Origin of the sequence: Polaromonas glacialis (assembly GCF_000709345.1) — a bacterium.
Taxonomy (GTDB): domain Bacteria; phylum Pseudomonadota; class Gammaproteobacteria; order Burkholderiales; family Burkholderiaceae_C; genus Polaromonas; species Polaromonas glacialis.
Genome location: NZ_KL448323.1, coordinates 3,631,329 through 3,654,834, shown reverse-complemented (window position 1 = coordinate 3,654,834; position 23,506 = coordinate 3,631,329). Strand labels below are relative to the sequence as shown.

Annotated in this window: 19 protein-coding genes; 7 read left to right on the top strand and 12 right to left on the bottom strand. The window is 62.9% G+C overall.

Annotation, left to right across the window (positions count from 1 at the left end; genetic code table 11):
• Positions 1 to 6: 6 nt before the first annotated feature.
• The 3 genes from hprK to hpf form a co-directional block, all read right to left on the bottom strand.
• Positions 7 to 957, bottom strand: a complete 951-nt coding sequence (hprK, locus tag EC86_RS0117940; RefSeq protein WP_029527218.1) for an HPr(Ser) kinase/phosphatase — start codon at positions 955 to 957, stop codon at positions 7 to 9.
• Positions 958 to 985: 28 nt separating this feature from the next.
• On the bottom strand, positions 986 to 1,459 hold the full coding sequence (gene ptsN, locus EC86_RS0117935; RefSeq protein WP_029527217.1) for a PTS IIA-like nitrogen regulatory protein PtsN: 474 nt from the start codon (positions 1,457 to 1,459) through the stop codon (positions 986 to 988).
• 215 nt (positions 1,460 to 1,674) lie between these two features.
• The gene (gene hpf / locus EC86_RS0117930) at positions 1,675 to 2,007 is read right to left on the bottom strand and encodes a ribosome hibernation-promoting factor, HPF/YfiA family (RefSeq protein ID WP_029527215.1); all 333 of its coding nucleotides are present in this window, start codon (positions 2,005 to 2,007) and stop codon (positions 1,675 to 1,677) included.
• A gap of 668 nt (positions 2,008 to 2,675) precedes the next feature.
• Between hpf and corA the strand changes: the two genes are divergently transcribed.
• Positions 2,676 to 3,662 carry a magnesium/cobalt transporter CorA gene (corA, locus tag EC86_RS0117925; RefSeq protein WP_029527214.1) on the top strand — a complete coding sequence of 329 codons (987 nt, stop codon included), beginning with the start codon at positions 2,676 to 2,678 and terminating at the stop codon, positions 3,660 to 3,662.
• 109 nt (positions 3,663 to 3,771) lie between these two features.
• On the opposite strand, the gene EC86_RS0117920 is transcribed toward corA, so the two are convergent.
• From EC86_RS0117920 to EC86_RS0117895, 6 genes are all read right to left on the bottom strand, one after another.
• The gene (locus EC86_RS0117920) at positions 3,772 to 4,548 is read right to left on the bottom strand and encodes a 5'-methylthioadenosine/adenosylhomocysteine nucleosidase (RefSeq protein ID WP_029527212.1); all 777 of its coding nucleotides are present in this window, start codon (positions 4,546 to 4,548) and stop codon (positions 3,772 to 3,774) included.
• Between the two features lie 79 nt (positions 4,549 to 4,627).
• Positions 4,628 to 6,316, bottom strand: a complete 1,689-nt coding sequence (locus EC86_RS0117915; protein ID WP_029527211.1) for a long-chain-fatty-acid--CoA ligase — start codon at positions 6,314 to 6,316, stop codon at positions 4,628 to 4,630.
• 182 nt (positions 6,317 to 6,498) lie between these two features.
• Positions 6,499 to 7,923: an NAD(P)(+) transhydrogenase (Re/Si-specific) subunit beta gene (locus tag EC86_RS0117910; protein ID WP_029527210.1), complete on the bottom strand. Its 1,425-nt coding sequence runs from the start codon at positions 7,921 to 7,923 to the stop codon at positions 6,499 to 6,501.
• A complete protein-coding gene (locus EC86_RS0117905) occupies positions 7,920 to 8,252 on the bottom strand; it encodes an NAD(P) transhydrogenase subunit alpha part 2 (protein WP_029527209.1) in 333 nt (110 codons plus the stop codon). Before EC86_RS0117905 ends, EC86_RS0117910 begins: the two co-directional genes overlap by 4 nt.
• A 76-nt stretch (positions 8,253 to 8,328) precedes the next feature.
• Positions 8,329 to 9,444: a Re/Si-specific NAD(P)(+) transhydrogenase subunit alpha gene (locus tag EC86_RS0117900; RefSeq protein ID WP_029527208.1), complete on the bottom strand. Its 1,116-nt coding sequence runs from the start codon at positions 9,442 to 9,444 to the stop codon at positions 8,329 to 8,331.
• Between the two features lie 235 nt (positions 9,445 to 9,679).
• Positions 9,680 to 11,215: a CoA-acylating methylmalonate-semialdehyde dehydrogenase gene (locus EC86_RS0117895; RefSeq protein WP_029527207.1), complete on the bottom strand. Its 1,536-nt coding sequence runs from the start codon at positions 11,213 to 11,215 to the stop codon at positions 9,680 to 9,682.
• Positions 11,216 to 11,330: 115 nt separating this feature from the next.
• Here EC86_RS0117895 and EC86_RS0117890 point away from each other — a divergent pair, with 115 nt between their 5' ends.
• The 3 genes from EC86_RS0117890 to mnmA are packed head-to-tail and all read left to right on the top strand — an operon-like array spanning position 11,331 to position 14,139.
• The gene (locus EC86_RS0117890) at positions 11,331 to 12,320 is read left to right on the top strand and encodes a LysR family transcriptional regulator (RefSeq protein WP_029527206.1); all 990 of its coding nucleotides are present in this window, start codon (positions 11,331 to 11,333) and stop codon (positions 12,318 to 12,320) included.
• Between the two features lie 35 nt (positions 12,321 to 12,355).
• On the top strand, positions 12,356 to 12,865 hold the full coding sequence (locus EC86_RS0117885) for an NUDIX hydrolase (protein ID WP_029527205.1): 510 nt from the start codon (positions 12,356 to 12,358) through the stop codon (positions 12,863 to 12,865).
• Positions 12,866 to 12,924: 59 nt separating this feature from the next.
• Positions 12,925 to 14,139 carry a tRNA 2-thiouridine(34) synthase MnmA gene (gene mnmA / locus EC86_RS0117880; RefSeq protein WP_051676043.1) on the top strand — a complete coding sequence of 405 codons (1,215 nt, stop codon included), beginning with the start codon at positions 12,925 to 12,927 and terminating at the stop codon, positions 14,137 to 14,139.
• Positions 14,140 to 14,171: 32 nt separating this feature from the next.
• On the opposite strand, the gene EC86_RS0117875 is transcribed toward mnmA, so the two are convergent.
• Together EC86_RS0117875 and ssb are read right to left on the bottom strand one after the other, a co-directional pair.
• The gene (locus EC86_RS0117875) at positions 14,172 to 15,590 is read right to left on the bottom strand and encodes a MipA/OmpV family protein (protein WP_029527203.1); all 1,419 of its coding nucleotides are present in this window, start codon (positions 15,588 to 15,590) and stop codon (positions 14,172 to 14,174) included.
• A gap of 183 nt (positions 15,591 to 15,773) precedes the next feature.
• On the bottom strand, positions 15,774 to 16,283 hold the full coding sequence (gene ssb, locus EC86_RS0117870; RefSeq protein WP_029527202.1) for a single-stranded DNA-binding protein: 510 nt from the start codon (positions 16,281 to 16,283) through the stop codon (positions 15,774 to 15,776).
• A gap of 129 nt (positions 16,284 to 16,412) precedes the next feature.
• Here ssb and EC86_RS0117865 point away from each other — a divergent pair, with 129 nt between their 5' ends.
• Positions 16,413 to 17,774, top strand: a complete 1,362-nt coding sequence (locus EC86_RS0117865) for a chloride channel protein (RefSeq protein ID WP_029527201.1) — start codon at positions 16,413 to 16,415, stop codon at positions 17,772 to 17,774.
• A 4-nt stretch (positions 17,775 to 17,778) separates the two neighbouring features.
• Here EC86_RS0117865 and EC86_RS0117860 read toward each other — a convergent pair whose 3' ends face one another.
• Positions 17,779 to 18,981 carry an MFS transporter gene (locus EC86_RS0117860; protein ID WP_029527200.1) on the bottom strand — a complete coding sequence of 401 codons (1,203 nt, stop codon included), beginning with the start codon at positions 18,979 to 18,981 and terminating at the stop codon, positions 17,779 to 17,781.
• 324 nt (positions 18,982 to 19,305) lie between these two features.
• On the opposite strand from EC86_RS0117860, the gene uvrA reads away from it, so the two are divergent.
• On the top strand, positions 19,306 to 22,344 hold the full coding sequence (uvrA, locus tag EC86_RS0117855) for an excinuclease ABC subunit UvrA (RefSeq protein ID WP_029527199.1): 3,039 nt from the start codon (positions 19,306 to 19,308) through the stop codon (positions 22,342 to 22,344).
• Between the two features lie 181 nt (positions 22,345 to 22,525).
• Positions 22,526 to 23,461, top strand: a complete 936-nt coding sequence (locus EC86_RS0117850) for a DMT family transporter (RefSeq protein WP_029527198.1) — start codon at positions 22,526 to 22,528, stop codon at positions 23,459 to 23,461.
• Positions 23,462 to 23,506 lie beyond the last annotated feature (45 nt).

The window sequence follows — 23,506 nt, the reverse complement described above, 5'->3', positions numbered from 1 at the left end:
GGGGGCTTAATCGTCCTGTTCCATCGCCCGGCGGTGGCGCTCGACGAATTCCTGGTAGGTATTGATGCCCCGCAGTTGCAAAATGGCATTGCGCACTGCGGCCTCGACCAGCACGGCAATATTGCGGCCGGCTTCGACCTGGATGATGACCTTGCGCACCGGAACGCCCAGCACATCCTGCGTCAGCGGCTCGTATGGAATGCGCTCGTAGTCGCGCTCCAGCGTTTCGCGGCGCACCAGGTGAACAATCATTTTCAGGCGCATCTTGCGGCGCACCGCTGTTTCGCCAAAAATCGCCTTGATGTCGAGCAAGCCAATGCCGCGCACTTCCAGCAGGTTTTGCAGCAGGTCAGGGCAACGCCCTTCAATGGCGGTCTGGTTGATCCGGAACAGGTCGATGGCGTCATCGGCCACCAGGCCATGACCGCGCGATATCAGCTCCAGCCCAAGTTCGCTTTTGCCCAGCCCCGACTCGCCGGTGATCATCACGCCCATGCCCAGGATGTCCATGAACACGCCGTGCATCGAGGTGCGCTCGGCAAAATGCCGGGACAGGTAAGCCCGCAGCACATCGATCACGAAAGCGGCCGACTCGGGCGTGGCAAACATCGGCAACTGGGCGCGTTCACACATCGACAGCAGCGTGTCGGGCGCGGTCTGGCCATCGGCCACCACCAGCACCGGCGGCTCCAGTGTGATGATGCGTGAAATCCGGCGGGCGCCATCCTCGGGGCTCACATGCGCAAGGTAAGCGACCTCGCGCTCGCCCAGGATCTGCACGCGATAGGGATGGATGTAATTGAGATAACCGACCAGATCGGCGCCGGAGCGCGCCTGGCTGACCGCCACTTCGTCGAACCGCCGTTCAGAAGCTCCAAGGCCGGCGACCCATTCCCATTTCAGGCTGGCTCGATGGTCTTCGAACAGCACATCCGCGCTGACGACGGTGGGCTTCATGCCAACCTGGGCCGCAAAAACCGAAAGCTCATGGACTGACTTCGTGGGCAGACTGCCAGGAAGCAATCAACTGGTGCAGGGCTGCGGCGCTGGCGCTGGTCTTGAGTTGCTCGCGCAGGTTGCTGTCGCTCAGCAGTTCGGCAATTTCAGACAGTATTTCGAGGTGTTTTTGCGTTGCGGCTTCGGGAACCAGCAAAAAAACCAGCAAATTGACCGCCATCTCATCCGGCGCATCAAACCCGATGGGCGTCTGAAGCTGGAAAATAGCGGCCATCGGGGTTTTCAGCCCCTTGATGCGGCCATGCGGAATCGCCACTCCGTGGCCCAGCCCGGTGGAACCCAGCCGCTCACGGGCAAAAAGGCTGTCAGTGATGAGCGCACGGTTCAGGCCATGAAGGTTCTCGAACAGCAGCCCGGCTTCTTCAAACGCGCGTTTCTTGCTGGTCGCCTCGACGCGGACCAACACTTGGGGAGGGGGCAAAATTTGCGAAAGACGGTTCATGGCGCTCTTTTAATCGGCGGATTATGCACTTTACAGTGAATTGATTGAGAAAGAGACAGAAAAAAGCCGTTTGTCATGACAAACGGCCCTGATGCAACACTTCAGCAACTCAACGCTGACTACAGCCATGCCATTCGCATGACAGGCCCACCATCGAAGTACGTTCAGAACGTCAGGGGGCCAACCCACAGGCAGAATGGCGGGAAAAGTCTGCTTCAGGCTTCAGCACGCTTTGCGCAGACATGCCCATGGTCTTGTGCCTTGGCCTTGTAACGCCCGACCAGACGGTCAAGTTTGTCCGCCAGTTCGTCAACAGCGGCGTACAAATCGGAGTGTGAACTTTCGGCAAAAAGATCGCGGCCCTTGACATGCACATTGCATTCTGCCCTCTGGCGTTTTTCCTTCTCTGTCATGTTGTCCACTGCCAGTATCACCCTGACATCAACCACCTGGTCGAAATGCCGGGTAATGCGATCAAGCTTGCTCATCACATAGCCGCGAAGCGCTGGGGTGACCTCAAGGTGGTGACCACTAATCGTCAAGTTCATACAGAGACTCCTATTCCAAAAGTTGGAACTGGTTGAAAAACGCCGCCAAACGCGTCAGGAAAGGCGACAGACGGAACACTCTCTTGACTTCACTATGCCGCCTACAACCGGCAAATGCAAGCCAAGGACCGGATGGATAAAGGTAGCCTTTTTAACCATGTTGGAACTCCAAAAGTTCCCAAAATTGGCAAACAGTCTGTAGTTTGTTGCCAAACTTTCATTAACAAAAATTAGCGCCCGTTAGTGCCTCAATAATTTTTGCGTTACAAAAATAATTAATTTGTCAATAAAAGTGTTTTTAGAACCTTGAATTCACGTTTGAACCCTTGTTGGCCGCCAAAAATTTGACAATCCGTTCTGACTGCTATTTTTTGCTTTTACCCTGACTGCAGAGCTTGCAGCCAGAAAACTTTTACCGCCATCACAGGTCATCCAACTGCCATTTATGCGGTGGATAAATGGCAGTTGCAGTGCCATAATCGCGGCTTATTGACTACGGAGACATCCTTGGAAAGCAGTCCCAGTCGGCCGCTTTCAACACCGCAGACTGACGCCAGATAAGGCTGGAAGCGGGTTGAAAGCGATGCCTTCATCCACACAACCCGCTCCTGTGCCAAGGCTGCATCCTGCCTTGGGCAGGCCCATGCCTATCGAAAAAGCCGTCTGTCATGCTCAACATCTTTACGCTCGCCAATGGCCGGCTTTTCCAGGAAGAAATCGAATCCCTGGAAGAACTCTCCCGCTTCCAGCCAATCTGGGTGGACCTGGAATCCCCTACCCTCGAAGAAAAACGCTGGATCAAGCAGTATTACGGCCTGTCCATTCCCGAAGATGCGATGGACGAGGACATTGAGGAATCCGCGCGTTTTTACGAGGAAGACAACGGCGAGTTGCACATCCGTTCGGACTTTTTGATTGCCGACGAGGACGAGCCGCGCACGGTGCGGGTCGCCTTCATTCTCAACCTGGTCAACGATGACCTGAAGAGCAAGGGTGTGCTGTTTTCGATTCACGACGAAGATGTGCCGGTGTTCAGGCTGCTGCGCATGCGTGCCAGGCGAGCACCCGGCCTGATCGAGGACGCCAAGGAAGTGCTGCTCAAGCTGTTCGACGCCGATGCCGAGTATTCGGCAGACACGCTCGAAGGCATTTACGTCGATCTTGAAAAGGTCAGCACCAAGGTGCTGTCGGGCGATGTGACCGACGTGATGGCCGGCGAGGTGCTGGGCGCCATCGCCCGCCATGAAGACCTGAGCGGCCGCATCCGGCGCAATGTGATGGACACACGGCGCGCCGTCAGCTTCATGATGCGCAGCAAGATGCTCAACGCCGAGCAGTTCGAGGAAGCGCGGCAGATTTTGCGCGACATCGACTCGCTCGACTCGCACACCGCCTTCCTGTTCGACAAGATCAACTTCCTGATGGATGCGACCGTCGGCTTCATCAACATCAACCAGAATAAGATCATCAAGATCTTTTCGGTGGCCAGCGTCGCGCTGCTGCCGCCCACGCTGATTGCCAGTGTGTATGGCATGAACTTCAAGATGATGCCGGAACTGGACTGGGCGCTGGGTTATCCGTATGCGCTGGGGCTGATGATTGCCAGCGCCGTGGTGCCGATGTGGTATTTCAGGAAGCGCGGCTGGCTGCAGTGAGGCTTTGCGGCTTTGCGGCTTTGCGGCTTTGCGGCTTTGCGGCTTTGCGGCTTTGCGGCTTATTCAGCATCAAACAGGCATTTTGCGCAGTATCCACGGGTGAAGTCAGCTATTTTTTTAATAGCAAGCGCAGAAAACGCTCAATGATGGCGTGGGCATAGCGGCTGGCAACGGCATCAACGAAGGCCGGAAAATCGACATGGGCGCTGTCGTCCGCCCGGTCTGAAACGGTGCGCATCACGGCAAACGGAACGCCGTAGTCCATGCAGACTTGTGCCACGGCGGCCCCTTCCATCTCGACGGCCAAGACCTCATGACCTGCGCTGGCCATCAGTTCGCGCAGAAGCTTCGACTCGTCAGCACCAGAGACAAAACGGTCACCGCTGGCAATCAGGCCCTGGTGAACGCAAGCGCCTTCAAACTCGTGCGCCACCCGACTTTCGTGCGCCAGCGCGCCACAACTCGCCTCGAACAGCAGCGCGCTCAAGGCTGCGTCACAGTGAAACCTGGTTTTGCCGTAAAGCGGCACTTCGTAGCGGGGAAACAGCGGGGAGACATCGAGATCGTGCTGAACAAAATCCGTTGCCACCACCACGTCGCCCACCTTCACGCCGTGGCCCAGTCCTCCAGCAACGCCGGTAAACACGATGCGGCGCACGCCAAAACGCTCGATCAGCGCTGTCGTCGTGGTGGCGGCGGCTACCTTTCCAATCTTTGACAAAGCCAGCACCACGGGCTGGCCGTGCAGATCACCTAACCAGAAATCGCGACTGGCGTGGATGACCTTGCGCGGCCGCTGCAGCAACTCCATGAGGCCGCGCTGCTCCTGCGGCAAGGCGCTGAGGATGGCGATCGGGACGAAGGCAAGGTCGGAAGTCAGTGGCATGCAGCCGATTTTCCCGGCAAATCACCGCCAGGAAAGGTCGATCTTGAACCTGATGACAAATTTCCAGGGATTTGGGAATTTACCGCTTGTCGCGCAGTTCACGGCGCAGTATCTTGCCGACCGGCGTCTTTGGCAATTCAGTGCGGAACTCCACGACCTTCGGCTGCTTGTAGCCGGTGAGGTTCTTCTTGCAGAAAGCGCGCACATCGGCTTCGCTCAGGTCGGGGTTCTTCTTCACGATCACCAGCTTGACGGCTTCACCCGATTTTTCGTCGGAAACGCCGACGCAAGCGCATTCCATCACGCCGTCCATGGTGGAAACGATTTCTTCAATCTCGTTGGGGTAGACATTGAAACCGCTGACCAGCACCATGTCTTTCTTGCGGTCGATGATCTTGAAAAATCCGTTTTCGTCAATGATGCCGACATCGCCCGACTTGAAATAGCCGTCGGGCGTCATGACCTTGTCGGTTTCGTCAGGCCGCTGCCAGTAGCCAGCCATGACCTGCGGCCCCTTGATGGCAATCTCGCCAGGCTGGCCCGGCGCAACTTCATGGCCGTCATCGTCCAGCAGCTTGAACCAGGTGCCCGGAATCGGCACGCCGATGGTGCCGGTGAAGCTTTTGCTGTTGGTCGGATTGCAGCTGGCCGACGGCGACGTTTCCGACAGGCCATAGCCTTCGCAGATCGGACAGCCGGTCTTTTGCAGCCATAGCTTGGCCACCGCGCTTTGCACCGCCATGCCGCCGCCGAGCGAGATTTTCAGGTGTGACCAGTCCACGGTATTGAAATCCGGATGGTTGGCCAGCCCGTTGAACAAGGTGTTGACCGCCGGAAAACTGTTGACCTTGTGCTTGGCAAGCTCCTTGAGCACCGCCGGCAGATCGCGAGGATTGGGGATCAGGATGTTTTTTCCGCCGGTCCGCATGCCCAGCATCATGTTGACCGTGAAGGCGAAGATGTGGTAGAGCGGCAGCGCGCAGACATAGGTGGGCTGCTCTCCGGCGGCCAAGCTGGCCATGGCCGGACCGTTCCATGCTTCGGATTGCAGCACATTGGCAATCACGTTGCGGTGCAGCAGCACGGCCCCTTTGGAAACCCCGGTGGTACCGCCGGTGTACTGGAGCACGGCAATATCGTCGGGTTTGATGTCCGGCCACTTGAGCACGCCGCGCGTACCTTGCGCCAGGGCATCGTTAAAGCGAACGGCGCCCGGCAGGTTGAAAGGCGGCACCATTTTCTTGACGCTGCGCACCACATAATTGACAAGCGTTCCCTTGAGAAGGCCCAGCTGATCGCCCATGGAACACAACACGACATGCTTGACCGGCGTGTTGGCCAGGCACTGCTCCAGCGTGCTGGCAAAGTTTTCGACGATGACGATGGCCTTGGCGCCTGAATCATTGAGCTGGTGCTCCAGTTCACGCGGCGTGTAAAGCGGATTCACATTGACCACGACATAGCCGGCGCGCAGGATGGCAGCCACCGCCACCGGATACTGCGGCACGTTGGGCATCATGATGGCCACACGGTCGCCCCGGACCAGGCCCAGGCCCTGCAGATAGGCACCAAACGCAAGCGACAGGTTGTTGGTCTGGCCGAATGTGATTTCCTTGCCCATGAAGCTGTAGGCAACCCGATCCTTGTACGTCTTGAAGCTTTCCTCCATCAAGGCCACCAGCGACGTATATTGCGAAACATCGACATCGGCAGGAACGCCAGCAGGGTAAGCCTTGAGCCACGGGCGGTCAACTTCGTTGGGTTTCATCACTGCATTCATCTTTATTACCTCCGGTACCGTAATTTTTTACTTGCTTACGCTAATTACATGAATTTTCATGGATAACTGGCGCTGTAGCCATTAGGTTTTCCCTAGCAACTAAGAGCGTTTCGGAGAGTTAACTCCCTAATCGAGCCGTTTGGCAACGCTCGGGGACGGACACGCGAGGCTTACTCGATGGCCTTGCCCATGTCCTCGATGATTTTCTTGGCATCGCCAAACACCATCATGGTCTTGTCCATGTAGAACAGTTCGTTGTCCAGCCCGGCATAGCCCGCCGCCATGCTTCGCTTGTTCACGATGACCGTCTTGGCTTTGTACGCCTCCAGGATCGGCATGCCGTAAATGGCGCTGCCCTTGACGTGCGCGGCCGGGTTCACCACGTCGTTGGCACCCAGGATGATGGCCACGTCGGCCTGGCCGAACTCGGCATTGATGTCCTCCATCTCGAACACCTGGTCGTAGGGCACCTCGGCCTCGGCCAGCAGTACGTTCATGTGCCCGGGCATGCGGCCGGCCACGGGGTGGATCGCATACTTGACGGTGATGCCCTTGTCAGTGAGCTTTTGGGCAAGTTCCTTGACCGAGTGCTGGGCGCGCGCGACGGCCAGGCCGTAGCCCGGCACGATGATGACGGTCTCGGCATTGCCCAGGATGAAGGCTGCGTCGTCGGCCGAGCCGGACTTGACCGGGCGCTGCTCCTTGGCGCCGCTGGCCGCCGTGGCCGTCTCGCCGCCGAAGCCGCCCCCGATCACGTTGAAGAACGAGCGGTTCATCGCCTTGCACATGATGTAGCTCAGGATCGCGCCGCTGGACCCCACCAGCGAGCCGGCAATGATCAGCATCGAATTGTTCAGTGAAAAGCCGATGCCGGCGGCCGCCCAGCCCGAGTAGCTGTTGAGCATCGACACCACCACCGGCATGTCCGCGCCGCCAATCGGAATGATGATCAGGACGCCCATCACGAAGGACAGTGCCAGCATGGCAAAAAAGGCCGTCCAGCTGCCGGTCAGCATGAAGGTGATGCCCAGCGCGACAGTGGCCAGGCCAAGGACCAGGTTGAGCTTGTGCTGGCCGGGAAACGACACCGGCGCGCCCTGGAACAAGCGGAACTTGTACTTACCCGAGAGCTTGCCAAAAGCAATGACCGAGCCGCTGAAGGTGATGGCGCCAATCGCCGCACCCAGGAACAGCTCCAGCCGGTTGCCCGCCGGAATTGGCTGGCCTTTGGCAACGATGTTGAAGGCGTAGGGCTCGGCCACAGCGGCCACGGCGATGAACACCGCCGCCAGGCCGATCATGCTGTGCATGAAGGCGACGAGTTCGGGCATCTTGGTCATCTCGACGCGCCTGGCCATCAAGGTGCCGGCGGCGCCGCCCACGACCAGCGCGCCCAGCACGTACACCATGCCCTGGGCCTTGCCGCCCGAGATCTCGACAATCAAGGCGCCGGTGGTGACGATGGCAATGGCCATGCCGACCATGCCGAACAGGTTGCCGCGCAGCGACGTGGTCGGGTGCGACAGGCCCTTGAGCGCCTGGATAAAGAAAACGGAAGCCACCAGGTACAGCAGCGTGACGAGGTTCATGCTCATTTGGCTGCTCCTGCATCAACAGCGACCACAGCTGCCTTTTTTTCCTTCTTGCGGAACATCTCCAGCATCCGGCGCGTGACCAGGAAGCCGCCAAAGACGTTAACTGCGGCCAGCGCCACGGCCAGCACGCCCATGGTGCGGCCCAGCGTGGTTTCGGTCAGCGCGGCAGCCAGCATGGCGCCGACAATGACGATGGCCGAAATCGCGTTGGTCACGGCCATGAGCGGCGTGTGCAGCGCGGGCGTAACGGTCCAGACGACGTGATAGCCCACGTAGATGGCCAGCACAAAAATGATCAGGTTGATGATGGTGGGTGACACGGCATCCATGGTCTTTTCCTTGCGAATGAGGTTTTTTCGAGGTTCGAGAAGGGCTTGGCGAACGGGAAGCGGATCCCGGTCCAGCCTACTTGCGCTTGACTTCGCCGCCCTGCGTCATCAGGCAGGCGGCCACGATGTCGTCTTCCAGATCGACTTGCAGCGCACCTTCCTTGGTGATGATGAGCTTGAGGAAATCAAACAGGTTGCGCGCATACAGCGCACTGGCATCGGCCGCCACCAGCGCCGGTATGTTGGTATGTCCAATCAGCGTCACGCCATGCTTGACAACGGTCTTGTCGGCCTCGGTCAGCGGGCAGTTGCCGCCTTGTGCGGCAGCCAGGTCGACAATCACGCTGCCCGGCTTCATGGCCATGACCATCTCTTCGGTCACCAGCACCGGAGCGGCGCGGCCCGGAATCAGGGCGGTGGTGATCACCACGTCGGCCTGCGCCACGCGCTTGGCGACCTCGATCTTTTGCCGAGCCATCCAGCTCGGCGGCATCGGCTTGGCGTAACCGCCCACGCCGACGGCCGCTTCGCGCTCCTCGTCGGTCTCGTAGGGCACGTCGATGAACTTGCCGCCCAGCGACTCGACCTGCTCCTTGACGCTGGGGCGCACGTCGCTCGCCTCGATCACCGCGCCCAGGCGCTTGGCCGTGGCAATCGCCTGCAGACCGGCCACGCCGACGCCCAGGATCACCACGCGGGCGGCCTTGACGGTGCCGGCGGCGGTCATCAGCATCGGGAAGAATCGCTGGTAGGCGTTGGCCGCCATCATCACGGCCTTGTAGCCGGCGATGTTGGCCTGGCTCGACAGCACGTCCATGCTCTGCGCGCGGCTGGTTCGCGGCGCGGCTTCGAGCGAAAAGGACGTCAGCTGCGCGGCAGCCAGGCGCTGCAGGCCAACGGGATCGAAGGGGTTGAGCATGCCGACCATCACGCTGCCGGACCTGGCATGCGCCATTTCACTGTCCAGCGGGCAGCGCACCTTGAGCACGATGTCGGCGGCGTAGGCGCTCGCCGCGTCGGTGATCTCGGCGCCGACAGCCTGGTAGGCGGCGTCGGGAACACTGGCAGCGACGCCGGCGCCCGACTGGATGCGGATGGCGTGGCCCTGGGCCTTGAGCTTTTTCGCCGTCTCGGGCGTGATGGCGACGCGTGTCTCTCCGGCCGTGATTTCGGCAGGTATCCCAATGATCATGGGTTCTCCTCGATGCTTTATTTTTTCTCGGAGGCCCTGAAAAGGGCCTGGGCGGACTGCAACTGTCGTAAAGCTTACATGAGTTTTTTGTAAATTTTCGTCAACGCAGACTAATGCGGGTCCGCATGGTTAACCTTAGGGAGATACCCCAAGAAAAACAAAAACCCGTCGGCTTATGGCAAACCGACGGGTTCCTTGAAAAATCCGTTCAAGCCGCAAGCGGCTTTGGGCGGGCCTATTTGGCCGTGGGCATCACAAACTCGGCCCCCTTGCCAATGCTTTCGGGCCAGCGCTGCATGATGGACTTCTGCTTGGTGTAGAAGCGAACGCCTTCCTCGCCATAGGCGTGCATGTCGCCGAAAAGACTCTTCTTCCAGCCGCCAAAGCCGTGCCAGGCCATGGGCACCGGAATCGGCACATTGATGCCGACCATGCCGACCTGGATGCGGCGGCTGAATTCACGCGCCACATGGCCGTCGCGGGTGAAGCAGCTCACGCCGTTGCCAAACTCGTGGGCGTTGATCAACTCGACCGCTTCGGCCAGGTCCTTCACACGCACGCAGCCGAGCACCGGGCCGAAAATTTCTTCCTTGTAGATGCGCATGTCGGGCGTGACATGGTCGAACAGCGTGCCGCCCATCCAGAAGCCTTGCGTGCAGCCTTCGCCCGCCTGCGCGCCGGTGAAGGTCCGGCCATCGACCAGCAGTTCGGCGCCCTCTTCCACGCCCAGGTCGATATAGCCGGTGATGCGCTGGTGCGCCGTGCCGGTGACGATAGGTCCCATTTCCGCGTCCAGGTTCACGCCGTTCTTGATCACCAGCGTTTCGGCCCGTGCCTTGAGCATCGGAATCAGCCGCTCGGCCACGTCGCCGACCAGCACCGCGACCGAAATCGCCATGCAGCGCTCGCCGGCCGAGCCGTAGCCCGCGCCAATCAGCGCATCGACTGCCTGCTCCAGGTCGGCGTCGGGCATGACGACCATGTGGTTTTTGGCGCCGCCCAGCGCCTGCACGCGCTTGCCGTGGTGGGCACCGGTTTCGTAGATGTAATTGGCAATCGGCGTCGAGCCAACGAAAGACACGGCCTTGACATCGGGATGCACCAGCAATGCATCGACCGCTTCCTTGTCGCCCTGCACGACGTTGAACACGCCGTCGGGCAAGCCGGCCTGCTTGAGCAGTTCGGCCATGAACATGCTGGCGCTCGGGTCGATCGGGCTGGGCTTGAGCACGAAGCAGTTGCCCGCCGCAATCGCCACCGGGAACATCCACATCGGCACCATGACCGGAAAGTTGAACGGCGTGATGCCGGCCACCACGCCCAGCGGCTGGCGCAGCGTCCAGTTGTCGATGCCGGTGCTGACCTGGTCGGTGAAGTCGCCCTTGAGCAGTTGCGGAATGCCGCAGGCGAATTCGACGATGTCGATGCCACGCGACACCTCGCCCTGCGCGTCGGTGAACACCTTGCCGTGCTCGGCGGTGATCAGGTGCGCCAGCTTGTCCTTGTTCTGGTTCAGCAGTTCGAGGAACTTGAACATGACCCGGGCGCGGCGAATCGGCGGGATGTCCGCCCAGGCCGGAAAAGCGGCCTGCGCGGCGGCGACGGCCGCATCGACGTCAAGCGCACTGCCCAGCGCCACATGGCCAGAGACCGCGCCAGTGGCCGGGTTGAACACCGCCTGGCTGCGTCCGGCCGACGGCGTGACGGCGCTGCCGTTCACATAGTGGCCAATGGTGATTTGCGGAGCGATTTCGGCGGGCGATGAAAACATGGCGATCCTTGGGAATGAACAAACGAATGGGCACAGTCTAGGGTTCGCCGCCCGGTTTGATAAGCCCCTGGAAAATGATTACATTGTTCAGACTTTTGAACAATGGTGGCATTCAATGTCCTCTGACCAACTGGCGCCACTCGTCGCCGACCTGCATCTGCTGACGGTGCTCGCCGCGACCCGCAGCTTCACCGAAACCGCGCGCCGGCTGGGCGTTTCCAAGGCGTCGGCCAGCATGCGCATCAGCGAGCTGGAGCGCAACGCGGGCGTGCTGCTGGTGCGCCGCACGACGCGCTCGGTCGGCCTGACCGAAGCCGGCCAGCAACTGGTCAACGACATGCAGCCGGCCTTCAAACGCATCAGCGAAAGCTACAGCGCCGCGCGCGACCTGGCCGGCACGCCGCGCGGGCTGATCCGGCTGACGGCGCCGGTGGCGCTCGGCCGGCAGCACTTGGCGCCCTGCATCGCCGCGTTCCTGCAGCAATTCCCGGACATCCACATCGAGCTGGAACTGACCGACCGCTTCATCAACCTGGCCAACGAAGGCTTCGACCTGGCGATCCGGCACACCAACGCGCCGCCCGAAACGCATGTGGCCTGGGTGCTGTGCGAAACCCGTTCGCTGCTGGTGGCCAGCCCGCAATACCTGGCGCGGCGCGGCACGCCCGCGCATCCGTCCGGGCTGACCGCGCACGACTGCCTGCTCTACCTGCGCGACAGCCATGCCGGCAGCTGGACCTTTGCGCGCCCGGGAACCGGCAAAGGCAAAAAGGTCGGCTTGGAGGTCGAACGCGTGGGCGTGACGGTGGCCGGATCGCTCAAGGCCAACAACAGCGAGGTGCTGCGCGACGCCCTGCTGGCCGGCCTGGGCATCGGCCTGCTGCCGGATTTCAGCCTGCCGCCCGCAGCCGGTGGCCACGGAGCAGCGCCGCTGGTCCAGGTCTTGCCCGACTGGCAGGTGCAGGGCTTTTTCGGCGAGCGCATCTATGCCTTGCGGCCGTGGTCGGCGCAGGTGCCCAAGGCAGTGCAGTGCCTGGTCGTGCATTTGCGGCAGAGTTTTGCCGGTGGTTTTCCAGCCATGCTTAAAAACCTGTCACCGCCATAGGCGTGCTGTCAAAAATGCCCCGGATAATCTCGCGCATGAACAAACGATGGAAACCCAATGTCACGGTGGCGGCCGTCATTGAACGGGATTTTGATGGCGTCCGGAAGTTTTTGCTGGTCGAGGAAGAAACCCGCGATGGCCTGAAGCTGAACAACCCGGCCGGCCACCTGGACCCCGGCGAAAGCCCGATCCAGGCCTGCGCGCGCGAGACGCTGGAAGAAACCGCGTTTCATTTCACGCCGACCGCGCTGGTCGGCATTTATTTCTCGCGTTTTGACAGTTCCCAGCCCGGGCAGGCCATGCCGCAGGACATCACCTACCTGCGCTTCACCTTTTGCGGTGAACTGGGCGAGCATGTCGCCGGCCAGGCGCTGGACCAAGGCATCGTGCGCGCCCTGTGGCTGACGGTCGATGAAATCCGTGCCTGCACCGCCATGCACCGCAGCCCCCTGCTGCTGACCAACCTGGAAGACTACCTGGCCGGCCGGCGCTATCCGCTGCACATCATCCATGCCGATGAAAGCGTTTACGCCCGAAAGGCGTGAAAAACGGGGCGGCCTTCCCGCGTTGCCGGCGCAGCCGACCCAATCGGTAAAATCCGGGGATGCAAAAGCAACGAATAGTGGTGGGTTTGAGCGGCGGCGTCGATTCGGCGGTGACCGCGCACCTGCTCAAGCAGCAGGGCCACGAGGTCATCGGCATCTTCATGAAGAACTGGGAAGACGACGACGACAGCGAATTCTGCTCGTCGAACATCGACTTCGTGGATGCGGCCGCCGTCGCCGACGTGATCGGCATCGAGATCGAGCATGTCAACTTTGCCGCCGACTACAAGGACCGCGTGTTCGCCGAATTCCTGCGCGAATACCAGGCCGGCCGCACGCCCAACCCCGACATCCTGTGCAACGCCGAGATCAAGTTCAAGGCGTTTTTAGACCACGCGATGCGCCTGGGTGCCGGGAAAATCGCCACCGGCCACTACGCCCGCGTGCGGCAAAACGAATCGACCGGCCTGTTTGAGCTGCTCAAGGGACTGGACCCGGCCAAGGACCAGAGCTACTTTTTGCACCGGCTGAACCAGGCGCAGCTGTCCAGGACGCTGTTCCCGGTGGGCGAACTGCACAAGACCGAGGTGCGGCGCATCGCCGACGAGATCGGCCTGCCAAACGCGAAGAAAAAGGACTCGACCGGCATCTGCTTCATCGGCGAGCGGCCGTTTCGCGATTTCCTGAACCGCTACATCGCCAAGGCGCCGGGACCGATCAAGAACGACCAGGGCCGCATCCTGGGCGAGCATGTCGGCCTGAGCTTCTACACGCTCGGCCAGCGCCAGGGCCTGGGCATTGGCGGCGTGAAGGCGCGGGGCGCCGACCTGAAGGCGGCGCAGGCGCGCGGCCAGCGCGGCGTGGGCGAGCACGAGCCGTGGTTTGTGGCCCGCAAGGACATGGACAGCAACACGCTGTGGGTGGTTCAGGGCCACGACCACCCGTGGCTGCAGTCCACCCGGCTCAGCGCGCAGGACTGCAGCTGGGTGGCGGGCAGCGCGCCGGCCCTGGGCGCAATGGCGGCCAAGACCCGCTACCGCCAGCTTGATGCCGCCTGCGAACTGGTCAGCGCCACGGCCGGCGAGTGCGAACTGGCGTTCCTGGATGCCCAGTGGGCGGTGACGCCGGGCCAGTCGGCGGTGCTCTACCAGGGTGAGGTCTGCCTGGGCGGCGGCGTGATTGCGTCCAGCAATGTGCAGAATCTGCCCGGCGGCAAGCCCACCGCCGCAATTTTTAAGAAAAACAAGCCTTTTGCGCAGGCAGGGATTGCGTAAGCAGCTATCAATACGCTAGCAAAACTGCCGGTTCACAGCGCCGACTCGACATAGGTGTAGAGGTAGTTGGAGCCGCCGCTGACATTGCCCAGCAGGCGCGACGAGCCAAAGATGCCCGAGCGGTGCGACACGCCAAAACCGATGAAGGTGTCCTTCAAGGCACGCGAACCGACCAGGTCGCCCAGGCTGACATCGAGCGTCGGGTCCAGGTAATTGAGCATGCGCGAGGCCGGCTTGCCGTCCAGCGCCTGGCTGCTCGCTTCAATGTAGGGCGCGCGCTGGGCCAGCGACACGCCCACGCCCATGCCCAGGCGCGTCTTGACCCGGTCGCTCCATGGAAAGCCGGTGTAAAAGGCCTTCATGAACAAATCGAGCTGCACGCCGTTGGCCTGCAGGCCGCGGTCGTTGTGGCTGGTCAAGCCGGCATAGCCGACAAAATCAAGCGGCCAGCCGTTCACGTTTTGCAGGAAAGGCTTGCCGACCTGAATCCCGGTGATACTGGTCGGGTTCACGCTGGCAACCGACAGGCATTGCGCGGTCACGATCTTGAGCAGGTGGCAGCCGTCGTCGGTGGCCTTGCCGTAGAGCAGCTTGAACCAGGTGGGCGAGCCGTCCTGCGCCCATTCACGCTGGTGCCCGCCAAAGTCATAGGCCGCGCCCACGTACACGCCGGGCAGCACGCGCTTTTGCACGATGGGGCTGTCCTTGACCTGGCGGTCGAGCAGCGTGGCCGACACGCCGGCCAGCAGGCGCCAGCGCTGCGAATAATCATAGGAGCCATACAGGCCAAGCGTGGTGTTCACGCCCGCGCCCGGCGCATAGGCGGCGCGGCCGGGGGTGGCTTCGCCGGGCCGCACGCCGTAGTAATAGTTGTTCAGCCGCGCATCGCGCAGCGCCAGGCTCAGGCTGGGGCGCAGGCTCCACGGGCCGGAGCGCCAGTCGTAGGTGTAGCCCAGGCGGAACTCGCTGCCCTTTGAAAAACCGCCGATGTCATGCAGCAGTTCGGCCTGCACCGTGCCCCAGGGCTGGCGGTAGCGCCACGACAGGCCCAGGTCTATGCCCGAGTCGCGCGTCGCCATGCCGGCCAGGCTGGCGGGCAGGCGGTCGGCCGGAAAACCTTCGAGCCGCTGCTCTACGAACAGGTCAAACCTTTGCGCATCGTCCTGTTGCAGTTTCACGCCGCCCCGGTTGGCATGCAGGAAAAAGCGCTCGCCTTCATACAGGTAGAGCGGCAGCACGTCATAGCGGTTGCCGGCGTCCCGGTAGGGCGAGCGCTCGAAATGGGTGACCACGCCCAGCCCGGCGCTGCCCGGCACCGACAGGATGTTGGTCAGCGGCTCCAGGTTGGCGTCCGCGCGGGCAGGCGCCATGGCGCACAAGCCCGTGGCGGCCAGGGCGGCACCGGCCAGCCAGCGGGGAAAACGGGAAAGAGTGGGGAACAGGTTTTTCATCGTGAAGGCTTGGAAACTGGTTGGGCGACCTGTGCCGGGCCGTGTTCTGCGCTGAAATCTCAACTTATGAGCCAAACAAGCCTTTTTCGCACGGTAAATCGGCCCTTATAGCTATGTTATTTATAGCAAAATCATTAAAAAACCCGCACGAGGCGGGGTTTTTATACTTTTCGTAGCTAGGACCTAAAACGGAATGTCGTCGTCCATGTCGTCAAAGCCGCTGGAGGCCTTGGACGGTGCGGGCGCGGGCGCCTGGCGCGGGGCAGGCGGCGCCGGGGGGCGGCTGGCGGGTGCGGACTGGCGCGGTGCCTCGTAGCCGCCGCCGTCGTCATGGCTGGCGCCGGGACCGCCCATGCCCTGGCGGCTGCCGAGCATCTGCATCTGGTCGGCGCGGATTTCGGTGGTGTACTTTTCAACGCCGCTCTGGTCGGTCCACTTGCGGGTGCGCAGGCTGCCCTCGACATACACCTGCGAGCCCTTGCGCAGGTACTGGCCGACGATCTCGGCGAGACGGCCGTTGAACACCACGCGGTGCCATTCGGTGGCTTCCTTCATTTCGCCGGACTGCTTGTCCTTCCACTTGTCGGTGGTGGCGATGGTGACGTTGGCGACCTGGTCGCCACTGGGAAAGCTGCGCATTTCGGGGTCTTTGCCCAAATTGCCGACGATGATGACTTTGTTGACTGATGCCATGGTGTGCCGCCTCTGCTCTGAAATGGGTGCAAAAAATATCGTGACGGGCGCGTTTTGCCCAAAGCGCGATTGTGCCGCATCCGGCAAGTCCGGGCCGCCGCAATGGGCCTGCGGCGCAATAATCGCCCCATGCACCATCCGCCCCACGAGCCCGACTTTCTTCACAACCTCCGGAGCGAGTTATCGAACGGCCGCCTCTGGTTCGACCGCGCCGTGGTGCTGGTCTATGCCATGGCCGCCGGCCTGAGCGTGGTGGCCTTCACGCTGCTCGGCGAATGGGGCTTCGGGGTGTTCGAGCACCTTTACGGCGCCAACCGCTGGACCATTTTGCTCTGGACGCCGGCCCTGACGGCGGCCATCGTCTGGGTCACGCGGCGCCATTTTTCCGGCGCGGCGGGCTCGGGCATTCCGCAGGTCATGGCCGCGCTTGATCCGGCCCTTCCACCGGGCGCGCAAAGCCGTTTCGTGTCGCTGCGCCTGACGCTGGCCAAGATCGGGCTGTCCACCGCCGGGCTGATGGCGGGCCTGTCCATCGGGCGCGAGGGGCCGTCGGTTCAGGTCGCGGCGGGCGTGATGCAGCATGCGCGCCGCTGGCTGCGTCCCGACTCCGGCATGAGCAACCACGCGCTGCTGGTGGCGGGCGGCGCGGCCGGCATCGCGGCGGCCTTCAACGCGCCGCTGGCCGGCGTGGTGTTTGCCATCGAGGAGCTGTCGCGCAAGCTGGAGTCGCGCAACAGCGGCCTGATCATCACGGCCATCGTGCTGGCCGGCCTGATGGGTGTGTCCACCTTCGGCAACGTGACCTATTTCGGCGTCATCAAGGTGCCGGTGCTGGGCTGGAATGCGCTGTTTCCCGGCCTGCTGGTGGCGCTGGCCTGCGGCGGGCTGGGCGGCGTCTTTGCGCGGCTGATGGCGATTTCGCTGACCGGCTCGTCACCCGACCGCTTCAGCCGGTGGCGCAGCTTGCACCCGGTGCGCTTTGCCGCTGCCGGCGGCCTGGCGATTGCGGTGATCGGACTGGTCAGCGACGGCTCGACCTTCGGCGCGGGCTCGCATGCCGTCACGCAGATGCTGGCCGGCCAGGCCGAGGTGCCGTCGCTGTATGTGCTGCTGAAATTCATTGCCACCTGGCTGGCGGCCTGGTGCGGCGTGCCCGGCGGCATTTTTGCGCCGGCGCTGTCGATTGGCGCCGGCGTGGGCAGCAACATCGCCCTGCTCACGGCGCCTGACATCAGCGCCGCGCTGATCGCCATCGGCATGGCCGCCTTCCTGGCCGCCGTCACGCAGGCGCCGCTGACGGCGTTCATCATCGTGATGGAAATGGTCGATGGCCGCGCCATGGTGCTCAGCCTGATGATGGCGGCCATGCTGGCCAGCCTGCTGTCGCGCATGATCAGCCGGCCGCTCTACGCCACGCTGGCGGAGCACATGCTTGCCGGCCTGCAGCCACCGCCGGCCACGGTCCAGGCCGAAACGCCGCAGGCGCGCTGAATCCTCAAGCCCGGGCTTTTCGGGCGGCCGGGTGCTGGACCGGCATCATTCGCCAGGCCACCGCCAGCCAGAGCAGCGACAGGGACGCCGTCGACACAAACAGGCCTTGCGCGCCGCCCCACTTGAGCATCGCGCCGCCAAGCGCGCCGCCGGCAAACAGCCCGAGCGACTGCGAGGTGTTGTAAAGCCCCAGCGCCGCGCCACGGTTCGAGGCGTGCGCCAGGCGCGACACCATGCTCGGCTGGCTGGCTTCGAGCACATTGAAACTGCAAAAAAACAGCAGCAGCAGGCCGCCCAGCACCGTCAGGGACGGCGCAGCGCCGCCTGCAGCCATCGCGACCCCCAGGAAACCGAGCTGCACCAGCGCCAGCAGGGCAATCGCGGCCAGCAGCACGGCGCGCAGATGGCCGCGCCGCTCCAGCGGAAACAGCGTGCCCCCCATCACGACGAACGAGGCCAGCACCGCCGGCAGGTAGACCTGCCAGTGCAGCGCCTTGAGCAGCCCGGCCTGCACCAGCAGCGCCGGCACCGCCACCCACATCGACAGTTGCACCGCATGCAGCACGAACACGCCAAAGTTCAGGCCCAGCATGTCGCCGCGCCTGAGCACGTCGGCCACGCCGCCACGCGCCATGTCCTTGTGCAGCAGCGGCTCGGGCGGCACCATCCACAGCACCATGGCGATGCCGGCCAATGCCAGCACACCGGTCAGCACGAACAGGCCGCTCAGCCCGATGCGGGCATTGAGCGCCGGCGCCAGCACCAGCGACACGGCGAACATCAGTCCGATGCTGCCGCCCACCAGGGCCATGGCCTTGGTGCGCACCTCGTCGCGCGTCTGGTCGGCCAGCAAGGCGGTAACCGCCGCAGAGATAGCGCCTGCGCCCTGCAGCGCCCGGCCCGCCAGCAGCCAGTTCAGGTCAGGTGCGGCGGCCGCGAGAAAGCTGCCCAGCGCAAACACCAGCAGCCCGGCCACGATCACCCGCTTGCGGCCCAGCCGGTCCGAGGCCAGCCCGAAAGGAATCTGCAGCAGCGCCTGCGTCAGCCCATAAATGCCCATCGCCAGGCCGACAAGGGCCGGGTCGTCGCCGCCCGGATAGCGCGCTGCCTCCAGCGCAAACACCGGCAGCACCAGGAACAGCCCCAGCATGCGCAGCGCAAAAATCGACGCCAGCGAGAAGCTGGCGCGCCGCTCGGTGGCGGTCATGGGAAATGAAGGGGAAGCAGAAGCCACGGTAGATGCGTTTCGAAAATGAAAATACAGTGAAAGCCGCTGTGCGCAGTTGTCTGCGCAGGCGCCCCGGGAAACCCTGAAGCGCTGGCGCACCGTCGGGTGCAAGGCCTTGTATTGTGCTTGATACCCGGCGGCCCGCCGGCTCGCCGGGCCGCTCAGGTCTATGATGGAAGGTTTTTCGGCGCCTGCATTCCCGTGAACTTTTCCAACGACAGCCAACCCCTTGCCCCCGTGCCGACCGTCCCGCAGGCCAAGGCGCATGCCGCAGCCGACAAGGCCGACGACCTCGACAAGGCCTTGCGCCTTGAAAGAAGTTTTGGCGCCTCCTCGATCAGCATTCGCGGCGCGCGCACCCACAACCTCAAGAACATCGACCTGGACATTCCGCGCAACCAGCTCGTCGTTATCACCGGCCTGAGCGGCTCGGGCAAGTCGTCCCTGGCCTTCGACACGCTGTATGCCGAAGGCCAGCGCCGCTATGTCGAAAGCCTGTCCACCTATGCGCGGCAGTTTTTGCAGCTGATGGACAAGCCCGACGTGGACATGATCGAAGGCCTGTCGCCGGCCATTTCCATCGAGCAGAAGGCCACCAGCCACAACCCGCGCTCCACCGTGGGCACGGTGACCGAAATCCACGACTACCTGCGCCTGCTGTTCGCCCGCGCCGGCACGCCGTATTGCCCCGAACACGACTTGCCGCTGCAGGCGCAAAGCGTCGCCGAGATGGTCGACGCGGTGCTGGCGCTGCCCGAGGACACGCGGCTGATGATCCTGGCGCCGGTGGCGCGCGAGCGCAAAGGCGAGTTCGTGGACCTGTTCGAGGAAATGCAGGCGCAGGGCTATGTGCGCTTCCGGGTCGATGGCGCGACCTATGAATTCGATGCGCTGCCCAAGCTCAAGAAGACCGAGAAGCACACGATCGACGTGGTGATCGACCGCGTCAAGGTGCGGCTGGACAAGGACACGCCGCCGGATACCGAAGCGGGCACGGTCCCGCCGCCCGCGCTGCGCCAGCGACTGGCCGAAAGCTTCGAGGCCGCGCTGCGGCTGGCCGACGGCCGGGCGCTGGCGCTGGAAATGGACAGCGGCCAAGAGCATCTATTCAGCGCCAAGTTTTCCTGCCCGGTGTGCAGCTATTCGCTCAGCGAGATGGAGCCGCGCCTGTTTTCGTTCAACTCGCCGGTCGGCGCCTGCCCCTGCTGCGACGGCTTGGGGCATCGGGACTTTTTCGACCCGGCGCGGGTCGTGGCCTTTCCGTCCCTGAGCCTGGCCAGCGGCGCGGTCAAGGGCTGGGACCGGCGCAATGCCTACTACTTTTCGATGCTGGAAAGCCTGGCGCGCCATTACCAGTTCGACATCGACACGGCGTTTGAAGACCTGCCCGAAAACGTTCGGCAGGTGGTGCTGCACGGGTCGGGCGACGAAGACATCAAGTTCAGCTACCTGATGGATTCGGGCGAAAAGGCCGGCAAGAAGGTCAGCAAGAAGCATCCGTTCGAAGGCGTCATCACCAACTTCGAGCGCCGCTACCGCGAGACCGACTCGGCCGTGGTGCGCGAGGACCTGGCCCGTTACCGCAGCGTGCAGCCCTGCCCCGACTGCGGCGGCACCCGGCTGCGGCGCGAAGCGCGTCATGTGTACCTGGTCGGCACCGCCGAAGGCGGCGAACAGCCCAGCCGCAAGGCGATCTACGAAGTCAGCCAGATCACCCTGCGGGAAAGCTTCAACTACTTCAGCACCTTGACCATGCAGGGCGCCAAGGCCGAGATTGCCGCCAAGGTGGTGCGCGAGATCGGGCTTCGGCTGAAATTCCTCAACGACGTGGGGCTGAACTACCTGAGCCTGGACCGCAGCGCCGAGACGCTGTCGGGCGGCGAATCGCAGCGCATCCGGCTGGCCAGCCAGATCGGCTCCGGCCTGACCGGCGTGATGTATGTGCTGGACGAACCCAGCATCGGCCTGCACCAGCGCGACAACGACCGGCTGATCGGCACGCTCAAGCATTTGCGCGACATCGGCAACAGCGTGCTGGTGGTCGAGCATGACGAGGACATGATCCGCGCCGCCGACCACGTCATCGACATGGGGCCGGGCGCCGGCATCCACGGCGGGCGCGTGATGGCGCAGGGCACGTTCGAGCAGGTCCAGGCCAATGTGAATTCACTGACCGGCAAGTACCTGGCGGGAACGCTGAAGATTGCCGTGCCGGCGCACCGCACGCCGTGGCTGCCGACCGTTAAAAATGCGAACGCCTTTGACCGAAGCAAATCGCGCTTTGCGCCCAGCCCGGCGGCCGAACGCCGCGCCGCGCGCGAAGCTATCCACCAGGCCACGCTGGGCGACATGCAGGCGCTGCGCGTGATCAACGCCACCGGCCACAACCTCAAGGGCGTCAGCGTCGAGTTTCCGGTGGGCCTGCTGACCTGCGTGACCGGCGTGTCCGGCTCGGGCAAATCGACGCTGGTCAACGACACGCTGTATGCCGCCGTCGCGCGCACGCTGTATCGCGCGCACGAGGAGCCTGCGGCGCATGAAAGCATCGAAGGCATCGAGCATTTCGACAAGGTCATCAACGTGGACCAGTCGCCCATCGGCCGCACGCCGCGCAGCAACCCGGCCACTTACACCGGCCTGTTCACGCCGATCCGCGAGCTGATGGCCGAGATGAACACCGCGCGCGAGCGCGGCTACGGCGCCGGGCGCTTTTCCTTCAACGTGGCCGGCGGGCGCTGCGAAGCCTGTCAGGGCGACGGCATGGTGAAGGTCGAAATGCACTTCTTGCCCGACGTGTACGTGCCCTGCGACGTGTGCAAGGGCATGCGCTACAACCGCGAAACGCTTGAAGTCCAGTACAAGGGCAAGAACATCGCGCAGATCCTCGACCTCACGGTGGAAAACGCCGCCGAGTTTTTCAAGGCCGTGCCGACGATTGCGCGCAAGCTGCATACGCTGCTCGACGTGGGGCTGAGCTACATCAAGCTCGGCCAGGCGGCGACCACGCTGTCGGGCGGCGAGGCGCAGCGGGTCAAGCTGGCGTTAGAGCTCAGCAAACGAGATACCGGCCGCACGCTGTACATCCTGGACGAGCCGACCACCGGCCTGCATTTCGCCGACATCGACCTGCTGCTCAAGGTGCTGCACCAGCTGCGCGACGCGGGCAACACCATCGTCGTGATCGAGCACAACCTGGACGTGATCAAGACCGCCGACTGGCTGATCGACATGGGTCCGGAAGGGGGGGCCGGCGGGGGCCAGGTGGTGGGCGTTGGCACGCCCGAAGACATTGCCGCCAACCCCGACAGCCACACCGGTCACTACCTGGCGCGCCTGCTGTAATTCCATTTCCAGACCAATCCGATATGTCGTTGCTTCGCCTTGCCGTGCTACAGCACTGTCTGCGGCTTCGCGCCTAATCTCGGATCGATCTGGAACCGGAATAAAACGCTGCCGCCGCTGACCCGCTGGCATTTGATTTGCCTCCGTGGCGTAGCCACGCCCGATTCCGAAAGTTACCGTTGTGAATAGCGCTTCATTTTTCACCCGCCGCAAGGTGGTTTTCCTCGTCGCCTCGCTGTGCTGCCTGCTCTGGGGCAGCGCCTACCCGGCCATCAAGAACGGCTATGCGCTGTTCAACATCGCCCCCGACGACATTGCCTCCAAGCTGGTGTTCGCCGGCTGGCGCTTCATTTTTGCCGGCCTGGTGCTGCTGGCGATTGCCGCCATCGGCCGCAAGACGCTGCGGCTGGACCGGCGCACGCTGGGCCAGGTGACGCTGCTGGGTTTGACCCAGACCAGCGTGCAGTACGTGTTTTTCTACATCGGCCTGGCCTATGCCACCGGCGTGAAAAGCTCGATCATGAACGCCACCGGCACGTTTTTCAGCGTGCTGCTGGCCCACTGGATCTACAAGAACGACCGGCTCAGCGTCAACAAGGCGCTGGGCTGCATCGTCGGCTTTGCCGGGGTAATGGTGGTCAACTTCAGCGCCGGCCTGCTGAGCTTTGACTTCACGCTGCTGGGCGAAGGCTTCATCGTGATCGCCGCCTTCGTGCTGTCGGCCGCCAGCATCTACGGCAAGAAGGTGTCGCAGCAGGTCGATTCAGTCGTGCTGACCGGCTACCAGCTGGCCATCGGCGGGCTGGCGCTGCTGCTGATCGGCTTTGCTGCCGGCGGCACGCTGACTGGCTTCACACTGAAATCGACCGCGCTGCTGGCCTATCTGGTGGTGCTGTCGTCCGCTGCGTTTGCGCTCTGGACGATTTTGCTCAAGTACAACCGGGTCAGCATGGTGACGGTGTTCAATTTCATGATTCCGGTGTTCGGCACCGTGCTGTCGGCGCTGTTCCTGGACGAGAAAATCCTGGAGTGGAAGAACGTCGCCGCGCTGGGGCTGGTGTGTCTGGGCATCTGGCTGGTCACCCGGGAAGAAAAGCCGGCGCTGGCCGTGGCCTGACGCCGTTCGGCGGGAAATTTGTAACCCGTCCTTCGCTGTGAGCGT